The organism is Olsenella uli (genome assembly GCF_016900775.1).
GTDB classification, from domain to species: domain Bacteria; phylum Actinomycetota; class Coriobacteriia; order Coriobacteriales; family Atopobiaceae; genus Thermophilibacter; species Thermophilibacter uli_A.
Genome location: NZ_JACJKN010000003.1, coordinates 91,305 through 104,276, shown reverse-complemented (window position 1 = coordinate 104,276; position 12,972 = coordinate 91,305). Strand labels below are relative to the sequence as shown.

At 71.2% G+C, this 12,972-nt stretch carries 13 protein-coding genes; 9 read left to right on the top strand and 4 right to left on the bottom strand.

All coding sequences use genetic code 11. The features are described from left to right. Positions 1-151: 151 nt before the first annotated feature. Positions 152-1,387 carry an iron-containing alcohol dehydrogenase gene (locus H6A23_RS03135; RefSeq protein WP_204830743.1) on the bottom strand — a complete coding sequence of 412 codons (1,236 nt, stop codon included), beginning with the start codon at positions 1,385-1,387 and terminating at the stop codon, positions 152-154. 155 nt (positions 1,388-1,542) lie between these two features. On the opposite strand from H6A23_RS03135, the gene H6A23_RS03130 reads away from it, so the two are divergent. Next, positions 1,543-1,737, top strand: coding sequence for a hypothetical protein (locus H6A23_RS03130; protein WP_204830742.1), 195 nt, complete (start codon positions 1,543-1,545; stop codon positions 1,735-1,737). Positions 1,738-1,804: 67 nt separating this feature from the next. Here the strand turns inward: H6A23_RS03130 and H6A23_RS03125 are convergent, their stop codons facing one another. Next, complete coding sequence (locus H6A23_RS03125) at positions 1,805-2,890, bottom strand: GNAT family N-acetyltransferase (protein WP_204830741.1); 1,086 nt, start codon at positions 2,888-2,890, stop codon at positions 1,805-1,807. Positions 2,891-3,072: 182 nt separating this feature from the next. Here H6A23_RS03125 and H6A23_RS03120 point away from each other — a divergent pair, with 182 nt between their 5' ends. Together H6A23_RS03120 and H6A23_RS03115 are read left to right on the top strand one after the other, a co-directional pair. Continuing rightward, positions 3,073-3,408, top strand: coding sequence for a metal-sensing transcriptional repressor (locus H6A23_RS03120; RefSeq protein ID WP_204830740.1), 336 nt, complete (start codon positions 3,073-3,075; stop codon positions 3,406-3,408). 96 nt (positions 3,409-3,504) lie between these two features. Further along, positions 3,505-6,090 (top strand): heavy metal translocating P-type ATPase, encoded by a 2,586-nt coding sequence (locus H6A23_RS03115; protein WP_204830739.1) that lies wholly within the window; start codon positions 3,505-3,507, stop codon positions 6,088-6,090. A gap of 244 nt (positions 6,091-6,334) precedes the next feature. Here H6A23_RS03115 and H6A23_RS03110 read toward each other — a convergent pair whose 3' ends face one another. Next, the gene (locus H6A23_RS03110) at positions 6,335-6,976 is read right to left on the bottom strand and encodes a TetR family transcriptional regulator (RefSeq protein ID WP_204830738.1); all 642 of its coding nucleotides are present in this window, start codon (positions 6,974-6,976) and stop codon (positions 6,335-6,337) included. Positions 6,977-7,363: 387 nt separating this feature from the next. Between H6A23_RS03110 and H6A23_RS03105 the strand changes: the two genes are divergently transcribed. The 6 genes from H6A23_RS03105 (at position 7,364) to H6A23_RS03080 (ending at position 12,025) form a co-directional block, all read left to right on the top strand. Then, positions 7,364-7,798 carry a CHAP domain-containing protein gene (locus tag H6A23_RS03105; RefSeq protein ID WP_204830737.1) on the top strand — a complete coding sequence of 145 codons (435 nt, stop codon included), beginning with the start codon at positions 7,364-7,366 and terminating at the stop codon, positions 7,796-7,798. Positions 7,799-7,873: 75 nt separating this feature from the next. After that, positions 7,874-8,443, top strand: coding sequence for a flavin reductase family protein (locus H6A23_RS03100; RefSeq protein WP_204830736.1), 570 nt, complete (start codon positions 7,874-7,876; stop codon positions 8,441-8,443). A 63-nt stretch (positions 8,444-8,506) separates the two neighbouring features. Continuing rightward, positions 8,507-9,883, top strand: a complete 1,377-nt coding sequence (locus tag H6A23_RS03095) for a cyclophilin-like fold protein (RefSeq protein ID WP_204830735.1) — start codon at positions 8,507-8,509, stop codon at positions 9,881-9,883. Between the two features lie 25 nt (positions 9,884-9,908). After that, positions 9,909-10,529 (top strand): flavodoxin, encoded by a 621-nt coding sequence (locus H6A23_RS03090; RefSeq protein ID WP_204830818.1) that lies wholly within the window; start codon positions 9,909-9,911, stop codon positions 10,527-10,529. 8 nt (positions 10,530-10,537) lie between these two features. Next, positions 10,538-11,074 (top strand): flavodoxin family protein, encoded by a 537-nt coding sequence (locus H6A23_RS03085; RefSeq protein WP_204830734.1) that lies wholly within the window; start codon positions 10,538-10,540, stop codon positions 11,072-11,074. Positions 11,075-11,149: 75 nt separating this feature from the next. Beyond that, positions 11,150-12,025 (top strand): EamA family transporter, encoded by an 876-nt coding sequence (locus H6A23_RS03080; RefSeq protein WP_204830733.1) that lies wholly within the window; start codon positions 11,150-11,152, stop codon positions 12,023-12,025. Positions 12,026-12,062: 37 nt separating this feature from the next. Here the strand turns inward: H6A23_RS03080 and H6A23_RS03075 are convergent, their stop codons facing one another. Continuing rightward, positions 12,063-12,944, bottom strand: a complete 882-nt coding sequence (locus tag H6A23_RS03075; protein ID WP_204830732.1) for a LysR family transcriptional regulator — start codon at positions 12,942-12,944, stop codon at positions 12,063-12,065. Between the last annotated feature and the right edge of the window lie 28 nt (positions 12,945-12,972).

Genomic DNA, 12,972 nt, shown 5'->3' with positions numbered 1-12,972 from the left:
CGTTCTTCTCGCCCGTGGGCGGTGCGTCTCCACGGTCTCTGCAAACGGCTCCGTCGTTTTTGAGAGGATTTGCATCGTCGCAGCTCAAGAGCAGAAAAAAGGCCTGCGGTCCCCGGGAGTGGCCGCGGGCCGGGGGGTCGCGGGAGGCTGCCTACAGCGCCGACTCGTAGATCTGCCGCGCGTCCTCCATCGTCAGGCGCCGGAACTCGCCGAACGCCGCCCCCTTGTTCTTCTCGAGCGTCTCGAGGAGCGCGGGGACCTGTCCCTCCGTGATGCCGAGCTCCGCAAGCGTGCGCGGCATGCCCAGGGAGACGAAGAAGTCCTGCAGCGCGTCGATCGTCGCCGTGACGGCGTCGGCGCGCGCCTCCTCGGGCGTGACGTCCACCCCGTCCTCGGCGGGGTCGACGGGCTCGATCCCAAAGACGTCGCGCCCGAACGAGAGGAAGCGCTCCGGCCCCGCGGGCCACACGTGGCGCATCCACGCGGGGACGATGACGGCGAGCCCCGCCCCGTGGGTGATGCGGGCGTCGTGCGCCGAGAGCTCGTGCTCGAGGGCGTGGCTCTCCCAGCCGCCCGCGCGGCCGCCGGGGGCGGCGCTTCTCCCCAGGCCCGCTATGTCGTTGTGGGCGAGCATGCCCGCCCACATGATGTTCGCGCGGGCGTCGTAGTCAGCTGGGTCGGCGAGGGCCCGCGGGGCCTCCTCCACGAGCGAGCGCACGATCGCGCAGGCGATGCCGTCCGTCACGGGGACGGGCCCCGCCGCCGAGAAGTAGCGCTCGACCACGTGCGCGATCATGTCTGTGACGCCGGCCGCCGTCTGGTAGGCGGGGAGGGTGAAGGTGAGCTCCGGGTCCATGACGGAGACGGCCGGGCGGTGGAGCTCGCTCGAGAGACCGCGCTTGAGGCACAGCTCGTCGTTGGTGATGACGCAGCTCGCCGAGGCCTCGGAGCCGGCCGCGGGGATGGTGAGGACGCACGCGACGGGCGGCTTGCCCTCGGCGACGGGCGCGGCCGCGCCGGAGAAGAGGTCCCAGACGTCGCCCGGGTAGGGGACGCCGAGCGCGATCGCCTTGGCGGTGTCTATGACCGAGCCGCCGCCCACGGCGAGGATGACGTCTGCCCGGAAGTCGCACGCCCGCCCCACGCCCGCGCGCACGAGGCCGACCTCGGGGTTGGGCCGGACGCCGGGGAGCTCCTCGTGGGCGATCCCCTCGGCGTCGAGCGCGGCGAGCACCCGGCCGAGCGTGCCGGTGCGCACGACCGAGCCCTGGCCATAGACCACGAGCGCGCGCCTCCTGCCGAGGGCGGAGAGCTCCGCGCCCACGCGGTCGGTGACGCCCCGGCCAAAGACGAACTTGGTGGGGCAGAGGAACGTGAAGTCGTTCATGGGAGGTCCTTTCAACGGGGTGCCGAGAAGAGCTTAGCGCGTGCGCCGCGCCTCCGTCTGGCTTGCCGTTTCCTGTCACGGGGCTTACGCGCGGGTTACGCGCCGCCCCTATCGTATGGGCAACGTACGGAGAACGTCCGGGGAGGTCGATGGTCATGGTTGAGAGGCTGCTCGGTCGCGAGGCCTCGTACCTGCGGAGGCTCGGCGCGCTCGTGGCCCTCATGTGCGGGTGCGCCGCGGCGCTCGGCCTCGGGCTCTCCGTGGCCGCGCCCGAGGCGGCGCTCGTGCCCGCCACAGCGCTGAGCGCGGCCCTCGCCGCGGGCGGCGCGGTCCTCGCGCGGCGCTCGTAGCCGGCCCGCGGGGCGCGCGGCGCGCGCCTCGCCTCGTTCTTCTCGCCAGGTCAGGCGGCGTGCGGCCCTACGCCAGAAGCGAGCGCACCACCTCGCGCGTGACGTCATAGACCTGGGGCGCCTTGGACGCGCGCGGCCCCGCCACGTTGAGCGTGAGCTCGCGGCCGACGCCCTCGAGCCACGCCCGTGCGCGCGGCACGTCGTCCGCGCCCTCGACCACGAGCACGGGCCGCCCGTATGCGCGCGCGAAGTCGACCGTGGCCTCGGTGCCGCTCTTGGGCTCGAGCCCGCCCGGGGACACGATGAGCGTCGCGTGGGAGTCGCGCACGTTCCAGGCCGTGCGCTGGATGTAGCCCGCGCTCGGCGTCTCCCGGAGCTCCGGGTAGGGGACGAGCAGGCCGGGCGCGTCGGGGAGGTCCTCCGCGAGGCCGCCCGCCGGGCACCAGCCGCCAAGGGCGACGCCCATCTCGCGCGCGGCGTCGAGCGCGCCGCGGTCGGCCCCGGTCTGCCCGCCCGAGCGGACGATCGCCACCAGGTCCCGGCTCCCTATGATGTCGCGCTTCTCGGCCTGCTGCTCGTCGATGAGGCCGCGGTGCGTGTGGCGCACCTGCGTCCAGCGCTCGCGCGTGAGCACGTTGACGTGGGCGCGCACCGCGTCGCCGAGGCGCGGCCGGGGCAGCGACTCGATGATGCGCTCGGGGACGAAGCCGAGCTTCTCCTGCACGCGCCGGCTCTGCTCGTTGCCCTCGTAGTAGCTCGCCCAGACCGCGTCGAGGCGCAGGTCGGAGAAGGCGTGCTCGAGCAGGGCCGCGGCCGCCTCGGGCACGAGGCCCTGCCCCCAGAGGGGCCGGCCGACCCAGTAGCCCAGCTCCGCCTCCCGGCTCGACCGCGCGAGCTCTGACGTCGCGCCAAACATGAGGGCAATCGCGCCCACGGGAAGGTCCCCCGCGCGCCGCTTGAGCACGATGGCGTAGCTCTCCGGCACGGCGAGCACCTCTCGGATCACCTGGCGGCTCTCCTCGACGCTCCCGTGCGCGGTCCATCCGGCGCGCGGGCCCACGCTGGGGTCGCGCGCGTAGCGGAAGAGCGCGGCGGCGTCGGACTCCCTCCAGGGGCGCAGGGTCAGGCGTGTGGTCTCGAGGTGCTGTGCCATGGTGTCCTCCAATCGGCTCACCACAGCATTGCACATCCGCCGCCCCCGCGTGCGCAGGGACGCTCGCCCGGCGCACGCAGATTGCCGCCGTCTGTCGGCCCGCTGTTTGACAAGTACCCCTATGGGGTATACAGTACATCGAGACATACACCCCAGGGGGGTATCTGACGGGAGGGACGGCCATGGCCGAGGAAAGCGCCGAGAAGAACGTCGACCAGCGCGCCTGCCCGCACTGCGGGGCGCTCAAGCATACCCCGCGCTCGCCGGAGCTCAAGGCGAGCGTTGCGCGGCGCATCAACCGCGCGGTGGGGCAGCTGAACGGCATCCGGCAGATGGTTGAGGAGGACCGCTACTGCGGCGACGTCCTCACGCAGCTCGCGGCCGTGGAGTCGGCCGTGAAGGCCATCTCGCGCGAGGTCATGCGCGACCACTTGGAGACCTGCGTCGTCGAGCGCATCCAGGCCGGCGACACCGAGGTCACGGACGAGGTCATGGACCTCTTCCGCAAGTTCATGTGATGTCCCAGTGAGGGACAGGACGCTTTTGGGACATGGACCCGATGTCCCAAAAGCGTCCTGTCCCTCACTGGGACACCCCGGGACGTGGAGGAAACGATGAGAGAGACGTTTGACATCACGGGCATGACCTGCGCGGCGTGCTCGAGCCGGGTGCAGAGGGCGGCGGGCGAGGTGCCCGGCGTCACCTGCGCCAACGTGAACCTGCTCAAGAACTCGATGGAGCTCGACTACGACGGCTTGCCCGAGACGGCGGCCGCGGTGGTGGCGGCCATCGAGGAGTCCGGCTACGGGGCCACCCGGCGCCCGCGGCCGGGCGAGAGGGGCGCCGCGGCCGCCGAGCGCCTCGGCGCGGCGGCCGAGAAGGCCATCCGCGAGAGGCGCGACCAGCTCATCGTGTCCGCGGTCTTCTCGGTGCCGCTCTTCTACGTGGCCATGGGCCCGATGTTCGGCTGGCCGCAGCCGCCCGCGCTCGCGGGCGAGGCCAACCTCATGGCCCTCGGCCTCACGCAGCTTCTGCTCTGCGCGCCGATTCTCTTTGTCAACCGGCACTACTTCATAACGGGCTTCCGCACGCTCTGGCACCGCGCGCCCAACATGGACTCGCTCATCGCGCTGGGGTCGGCCGCCTCCGCCGCCTGGTCCGTGGCGCAGCTCTATCGCATGGCGTGGGCCGCGGGCGCGGGCGACGCCGCCGCGCTCCACGCCGCCGCCCACGACCTCTACTTTGACTCCGCGGGCATGATCCTCACCCTCATCACGCTCGGCAAGTTTTTCGAGGCGCGCGCCAAGGGGCGCACCACGGACGCCATCGCCGCCCTCATGGACCTCGCGCCCAAGACGGCCACGGTCGTCCGCGACGGCGAGGAGCGCGAGATCCCCACCGAGGACGTGGTCGTGGGGGAGCGCGTGATCGTGCGCGCCGGCGAGTCGGTGCCGGTGGACGGCGTGGTGGTGGAGGGCACGGCTGCCATCGACGAGTCCGCCATCACGGGGGAGAGCGTGCCGCGCGAGGTGGCCCCCGGCGACCGCGTGACCGGCGCCACGGTCTCCACGCGCGGCTGGCTCGCCCTGGAGGCGCGCGCCGTCGGCGACGACACCACGCTCGCCGGAATCATCCGCCTCGTGGACGAGGCCACGAGCTCCAAGGCCCCCATCGAGCGCATGGCGGACAGGATCGCCGGCGTCTTCGTGCCCGTGGTCATCGCCATCGCCGCGGTGACGTTCGTGGCCTGGCTCGCGCTCGCGGGCGACGTGGCAACGGCGCTCACGCACGCCATCTCGATCCTCGTGATCTCCTGCCCGTGCGCCCTCGGCCTGGCCACGCCCACGGCCATCATGGTGGGCACCGGCCGCGGCGCCGCCAACGGGATCCTCATCAAGTCCGCCGAGGCGCTCGAGACCGCCTGCAGCGTGGACGCCGTGGTGCTCGACAAGACGGGCACCGTGACGGCGGGCGCGCCGCGCGTGACGGACGTCCTTCTCGCTCCGGGCGTCTCCGAGGACGAGCTGCTGCGCGTGGCCGCGGCCCTCGAGCGCAGGAGCGAGCACCCGCTTGCGTCCGCCATCTGCGCCTACGCGGACGAGAAGGACCCGGACGCCGAGCGGGGCGCGCGCGTCGAGGGGTTCGACCAGATCCCGGGCGGCGGCCTTGCGGCGACGGTGGACGGCGCGCCCGCGCTCGCCGGAAACGCCCGCCTCATGGAGGGGCGTGGCGTGGCGCTCGGCTCGCTCGCCAACGCGGCGGCGACGCTCGCGGATGACGGCAAGACCCCGCTGTTCTTCTCGCTTGGCGGGCGCGCCCTCGGCATGGTCGCCGTGGCCGACCCCGTGAAGCGCACGAGCGCCTCTGCCGTCGCGCGGCTCCGCGCGATGGGGGCCCGCACGGTGCTTCTCACCGGCGACCAGGAGCGCACCGCCGCCGCCGTGGCGCGGCAGGTGGGCGTGGACGAGGTCATCGCCGGCGTGCTGCCCGCGCAGAAGGAGGCCAAGGTCCGCGAGCTCCAGGAGGCCGGGCGCACCGTGGCCATGGTGGGCGACGGCATCAACGACGCGCCGGCGCTCGCCCGCGCGGACGTGGGAATCGCCATCGGGGCGGGCACCGACGTGGCCATCTCCTCGGCCGACGTGGTCCTCATGCACTCCGACCCGGCCGACGTGGCCACGGCGATGGAGCTCTCCCGCGCCACGATGAGAAACATCAAGCAGAACCTCTTCTGGGCGCTCTTCTACAACGCGATCTGCATCCCCGTGGCGGCCGGCGCGCTCACGCCCTGGGGAATCACGCTCAACCCGATGATCGGCGCGGCCGCCATGGGCTTCTCGTCAGTCTTTGTGGTGACCAACGCGCTGCGTCTGCGCACCTGGAGGCCGAGCGAGCGCGCGGCGTCCGAGGCAACCCCGGCCACCGAGGTGGCCGTGTCCGTTGAGAGCGTCGCCGGCGCGTCCGCGCCCGCGACCGAGAGAAGGGATAAGACCATGACCAAGACCCTGAACGTCACCGGCATGATGTGCCAGCACTGCGTCGCGCACGTGAAGAAGGCGCTCGAGGGCGTCGACGGCGTGAGCGCCGTGGACGTGAACCTCGAGGCCGGCACCGCCACCGTCGAGGCCGCCGACTCCGTGGCCGACGACGCCCTCGTGGCCGCCGTCGTCGAGGCGGGCTACGAGGCCGCCGTCGCCTAGCCGCGAGCCGGAGGCGCTGGGTGAGAAGAACCCGGCGAGAAGAACGTCCCCGCCCTGTCGTCTTTGGGGCGGGGACGTTCCGCGTCCCCTCGCGCGTGGGCCTGCTGCCCGCCGCACCTGAGTGACGGCGTTTGAGTGACAGCGTTTGAACGGACGAGCCTCCCTGAGGGCCCCTGTTTGTTCGAAATCAGTCACTCAGAGGGGGCGGAAGCGCGGGAGAGGGGCAAGCCCCGGGGCCCCGCGGCTACCCCGCGTAGTGCGCGAGGCACATCCCGATGAAGTCGCGCATCTCGGCGCGGAAGTCGATCTGGCGCCGCTCGCGGCCGATCGCCTCGAGCGCCTGCGCCACGAGCGGGTTGCGCCAGCATCCGCTGACGAGGCCGACGGCATGGTAGTAGATGGCCATGAGCAGCGGCTCGACGCTCTCGGCCCTGATGTCGAGAATGCGGGGGAGCCGCTCCTCCATCGCGCCGACGTGCGCGTAGTACCCGCGCTTGAAGCAGGCGAGGCGCTCCACCGTCACGTTGGTCTCGATGATCGTGGTGAGCAGGTCGCCCAGGCGGAAGTACTCCTGGTGCGCGTTGGCGATCCCGGCCCAGACCTCGGCCACGACGTCGGGCGCGAGGCCGCAGCCCTCGGGGAGCGCGGCGAGAAGGGCCTCGAAGTAGCCGTCGCACTCGTCCCCGGCGAGGAGCAGGAAGACCTCCTCCTTGGTGCTCACGTACTTGTAGAGGTTGGCGCGCGACCAGCCGAGCTCGTCGGCGATCGTGGTGAGCGTTATCTCGTGGTAGGGCCGCGTCTGGAACTGGGCGCGGACGGCGCCCTTGATCTCCTCGAGGCGCTGCCCCTTCTGCTCGGCGCTGCGCGCCCGTATGAAATCGGCCATGGAACCCTCCGTACGTCTCCTTCTGCCTAGTATAGCGTCCGCCTTGGAAAAAGTTCCCAGACCTCATCTAACCCCTTTACAAGATACGTGACGTCACGTAATCTATAAGCGACAGGAAGTCACTAAAGGGACGGGCCCTTTGGGACACAGCGTTGGGAGGCCATGGGATGAGAAGAACCAGGACGAGAGGGGCTACGCGCCGCGCGGCGGGACCGCTTGCCTGCGCGCTCGCCTTTGCGCTTCTTGGCTCGGGCTGCGCGGGGACGACCCCTGCGGGCGCCCCCTCCGCCGCAGGTCAGGAGTAGGCCCCAGTCCGCCACGCGGCAGGCGCCGGGCGATTCTGCCGAGGAGAAGGTCGCGCGGCTCCTCGAGGTCGCCGAGGGGGAGATGGGCAACACGGACGGCACGCGCTATGAGGACGCCCTCCTCGAGGCGGGCGGGGAGCTCTGCTACCAGCGCGGCTATTGGTGCGCGACGTACGTGTGGTGGTCCTTCCGCGAGGCGGGCCTCGCGGAGTACCTCTGCGACGGCGAGATGACGGTCTATCCCCAGCGGCAGGCCGCGTACTTCGAGTGGGAGGGCCGCTTCCACGAGCTGCCCGGCGACGAGTGGCAGCCCGCCCCCGGCGACATCGCCTTCTTCTACTACTCAGACGGCTTTCCCGGGGGAGAGGTGATCTCCCACGCGGAGATTGTGACCTCGTACGACTCCGAGACCGGGATCTTTAGGACGATGAGCGGAAACCCCGAGGTCGACTGGCACGAGCACTCGGTCTACGCCGATGACGTCCGAGGCTTTGGCGACATCAACTGGGAAGTGTAAATAGGGGGACGCGTTTTTCTCTCAGAGATTTTGGGACAGGCCTCGCCTGGGGTCGCCCCCGTAAAGGAGGAAGCCATGAAGCGAAACATCGGATCCAAGCCTGCGCTCTACCCCATGCCCGTCGTGGTGGTCGGCGCCATGAACGGCGACGAGCCCACCTGGACGCTCGTCGCGCACACGGGCATCCCCAGCCACAGCAAGGTCATGGTGAGCCTAGCAGCCGCGCACTTCATCAACGGCCGCATCAAGCAGACGGGCGTGCTCTCCGTGAACGTGGTGGACGAGTCCTGGCTGGCCAAGGCCGACTTCTGTGGCAGCGTGAGCGGTGCGCGCCAGAGCAAGGCCGACGTCTTCGCCTGGACGGCGGGCGAGGCCGGCGCCCCGCTCATCGACGACGCCAGGCTCTCCATGGAGTGCCGCGTGGAGGACGTCTACGAGGTCGACCACTTTGAGAACTTCATCTGCTCGGTGGCTGGCACCTACGCGGACGACGCGATCGTGACCGAGGACGGCAGGGTGGACGTGGCGGCGCTCAGCCCCGTGCTCTTTGAGATGCCCACGTACACCTACCTGAGCACGGGCGGGAAGGTCGCCGACTGCCTGAGCTTTGCCAGGGCTCGCAAGGGCGAGGCCGCCACAGACTAGCGCGAGCAGGCGAGAAGGACCTCGAGTTCGTGGTTCTTCTCGCCCCGCCGAAGGGGGGACGACATGTCTGGACTGACGAGAAGGACGTTCATGGGAGCGTTTGCCGGCGTTGCGGCAACGGCCGCTCTTGCGGGGTGCGAGGCATCCGCGCCGGATGCGCCCGAGGCTGAGGCCGAGCCCGCTGACAACGCCGCTGCCCCCGAGGCCGCGGCACCGGCGACGGTCTACCTCACGCGCGACATCAGCCCCGCCGGCCTGCGCCGGGCCTTCGACGCCCTGGGCTTCTCGCCCGCGGGCAACGTTGCCGTGAAGCTCTCGACCGGCGAGCCGGGCGGGCACAACTTCCTCTCGCCGGACCTGATCGCCGGCCTGGTGCAGGGCCTCGACGCCACGATCGTGGAGTGCAACACCGCCTACGGAGGGGCGCGCGGCACCACGGAGAGTCACCTGCGGGCGGCCGCCGACCACGGCTTCACGGCCATCGCGGGCGTGGACATCATGGACGCGGACGGCTCGATGAGCCTGCCCGTCATGGGCGGGACGCACCTCACGGAGGACCTCGTGGGCGCCCATCTGGCGAACTACGACTCCGTGGTCTCGCTCGCGCACTTCAAGGGGCACGCGATGGGCGGCTTTGGCGGGGCCATCAAGAACTGCTCCATCGGCATCGCGGCGCGCGAGGGCAAGATGCTCATCCACAGCGCGGGCGCCTCCACTACGGGCTGGGGCAGTCCCGCGCAGGACGACTTCCTCGAGTCCATGGCCGAGGCGGCCAAGGCCGTGAGCGACTACTTCGGTGGCGTGGGCGGCGCGATGGCCTACGTCAACGTGATGAACCGCCTCTCGGTGGACTGCGACTGCGACTCCCACCCCGCCGAGCCCGAGATGGCCGACATCGGCATCCTGGCCTCGACGGACCCGGTGGCGCTCGACCGCGCGTGCGTGGACCTCGTCTATGCGGCGGCGGATGGTGCGGCGCTCGTGGAGCGCATCGAGAGCAGGAACGGCACCCACACGCTGGACCACGCCGAGGCCATAGGCCTGGGCACGCAGACCTACGAGCTGGTGGACCTCGACGAGGCCCCGGAGGAGGAGACCATGACCATCAACGTGACCTGCGCAGGTCAGACGGTGACCTACGAGCTTAACGACAGCGTCGCGGCGCGCGGGCTCGTGGGACAGCTGCCGTTGACGCTCGAGGTGACGCCGTTTGGCAGCAACGAGCAGACCTTCTACCCGCCCGAGGCGCTTGACTGCTCGGACGCGCCGCTCGCCGCGGGCGGGGCCGGCGTGCTCGCCTACTACGAGCCGTGGGGCGACGTCGTGATGTTCTACGACGACTTCTCCCGCAACGGCAGCCTCTATGAGCTGGGGCACGCCACGGCGGGCACGGTGGCGATTGCGGGCATGGCGGGGACCATCGAGGTGACGCGCACCTAGCGCACGGACGGAAGGGGAGAAGAACATGCTGACGAGAAGGAACTTCCTTGCAGCTGCCGCCGGCGCGGCGGCCGCGGTGCTCGCCGGTTGCTCTGGCGAGAAGGACGAGGCGCCCGCGGCGAATCCGGCAACGGAGCCGGTCGAGGACGCCCCCGCGGCGGATGCCGCGCCGGCGGGCAACGTGCTCGTCGCGTACTTCTCGGCGACGGGCAACACGGAGGGCGTTGTCGCCGCGATCGCCGAGCGCCTGGGCGTGGACGTCTTTGCCATCGAGGCGGCCGAGCCCTATACGGAGGCCGACCTCAACTACGGCGATGACGCCTCCCGCACGAGCGTCGAGCGCGCGGACGCCCGGCCTGAGCTCGCCCAGGTCACACCCGACGGCTGGGCGGACTACGACACGGTCCTTCTTGGCTACCCGATCTGGTGGGGCGAGGCGGCCTGGCCGCTGCGCACCTTTGCGGAGGGCAATGACTTTGCCGGCAAGACCGTGGTGCCGTTCTGCACGTCGGGCTCCTCGGGCATCGGGGGCAGCGCCGAGCTTCTCGCGGGGCTTGCGGGCTCCGGCGAATGGCGCGAGGGCGAGCGCTTCTCGGCCGGCGCTGGCGACGAGGCGGCCGAGTGGGCCGCCGGCCTCGGGCTCTAGGGGGAGACATGAACATCGTCATCCTGCAGGGGAGCCCCAACCGCGACGGCTCGACCGCGATCCTGTGCGAGGAGTTCGCGCGTGGGGCGCGTCAGGCGGGGCACGCGGTCGAGCGCATCGACGTAGCGCGGACGGGCGTGAACGCGTGCGCGGGCTGCGTGGCCTGCGGCTACGGCGCGCGCCCGTGCGTTCAGCGCGACGGCATGGCCGCGATCCTCGAGAAGATCCTCGCGGCCGACGTGCTGGCCCTGGCGACGCCGCTCTACTACTACGGCATGTCCGCCCAGCTCAAGACCGTCATCGACCGCTTCTGCTCCGAGAACTCGGCCATCACGGCGCGGCGGCTGCGCTCCGTCCTTCTCGCCGTGGCGTGGAACGCGGACAGCTGGACCTTCGACGCGCTCGAGGCGCATTACGAAACGCTGGTGCGCTACCTCGATATGCGCGACTGTGGGCGCGTGCTCGGACGTGGCTGCGGCACGCCGGCCATGACGCGCGCGACCGACGCCCCGCGCCGTGCCTTCGAGCTGGGGCGCTCGCTGTAGGGAGGTGCGGTCCCGCCGCCCGCGAGCGCCACGTCGTGTGCTACAACGGTGTGGGCTCGTTGGGGGAGGCGCGACATGTGGCTCATTGCGGCGGTTGGCTCGGCGCTCTTCGCGGGCGTGACGGCGATCCTTGCCAAGCTCGGTGTGCGCGAGACTGACTCCGACCTGGTGACGGCGCTGCGCACCTGCGTGGTGCTGGCCTTCTCCTGGCTCATGGTGCTTGTGGTGGGCTCTGCCGGCACGCTCGCTCAGGTCACGCCGCGTTCGGCTTTGTTCCTCGTGCTCTCGGGGCTTGCGACCGGGGCGAGCTGGCTCTGCTACTTCCGGGCGCTCTCGCTTGCGGACGTGAGCCGCGTGGCGCCCATCGACAAGTCGAGCACGGCGCTCACCGTCTTTCTCGCCATCGCGCTCTTCTGCGAGATGGAGGGGCTGGCCCTCAAGCTCGCGGGCACGGCGCTGCTTCTGGCCGGGACGCTCCTCATGACGGCGGGCGAGAAGGACGGCGCGCCTCGCGACGCCGGCCCGCGCGACCGGCGCTGGGCCGTCTTTGCCGTGCTCTCGGCCGTGTTCGCGGCGCTGACGTCGGTGCTCGCCAAGGTGGGCGTGGAGGGCGTGGAGTCCAACCTCGCGACGGCGCTGCGCACCGGCGTGGTGCTGGTGATGGCGTGGGCGATCGTGCTCGCGCGCGGCAAGCAGCGCCAGCTCGGGGGCATCGATCGGCGAGAGGCGGCCTTCATCGCGCTCTCCGGCGTGGCCACGGGCGCGAGCTGGCTCTGCTACTACTACGCCATCCAGAACGGCCCCGTGAGCGTGGTCGTGCCCGTCGACAAGCTGAGCATCCTCGTGACGGTGGCGTTCTCCGCGCTCGTGCTGCACGAGCGGGTGGGGCGTCGCGAGCTTGGTGGTCTTGCGCTTCTGGTGGCGGGCACGCTCGCGATCGCCGCGGCGTGAGTCTTGGCCCTGCGTTCGGGCCTGCGCCGCCGCGAGGCTACGGGCGGAGGCGCTCCAGGAACCGCCGTGCGGCGTCGCCGAGGGGGACGTCGCGCTTCCAGGCAAGGTCGATGACCGAGACCAGCGGCGGGAAGAGCAGGCGAAACTCCAGCCCCGTGCCCGGGCCCACCGTCGTGAGCCCATCGAAGGAGAGCATGCGGCCCACGTCCTCGCGCGCGAGCAGCGCGCCGTTGTAGGCGAGGTTGTACGTTGCGGCAATGGTTGCCTCGCCGGCGCGCTCGCCGAACCACGTGGCGAGAAGCCCGGTGAGCTTGTCCCCCCTGGCGTGACGCTCCGGCACGACGAGCGGCGCGTCGAGCAGGTCGGCCGGGCTCACGGCCTCGCGCGCGACCAGCGGGTCGTCCTCGCGCAGGAGGACGCCCCAGGCGTCGGTGGGGGAGAGGCGTAGGTGGGCGTAGCGGTCCACGTCCGGGTAGCTCATGAGCACGGAGAAGTCGTCGACGCCGTGCTCCAGGCGCTCGATGAGGTCCGGCGCGTTGCCGCTGTGCAGGTGGAAGCGCACGCCGGGGTACTTCTCGCGAAAGGCGCGCACGTGGCGGGCAATGACGCGCAGGCCCTCGGACTCGCCGGCGCCGATGAAGACGTCCCCCTCCACGATTCCCTCGCCGTGCGTGAGGTCTGAGGCGGTCTGGTCCGCGAGGCCCACGATCTCCTGCGCGCGGCGACGCAGGTAGAGGCCCTTCTCGGTGGGCGTGACGCTGCGGCTGTGGCGCTCGAGGAGCGGGGTCCCGAGCTCGCGCTCCAGCGCGGCGATCTGCCGGGAGAGCGCGGGCTGCGTCACGTGCAGCGCCTCGGCGGCGCGCGACATCGTCCCGTGCTCGCACACGGCGAGGAAGTAGCGAAGGGTGTGGAGTTCCATGGCAGGTCCATTACCGAAAGGCATATCA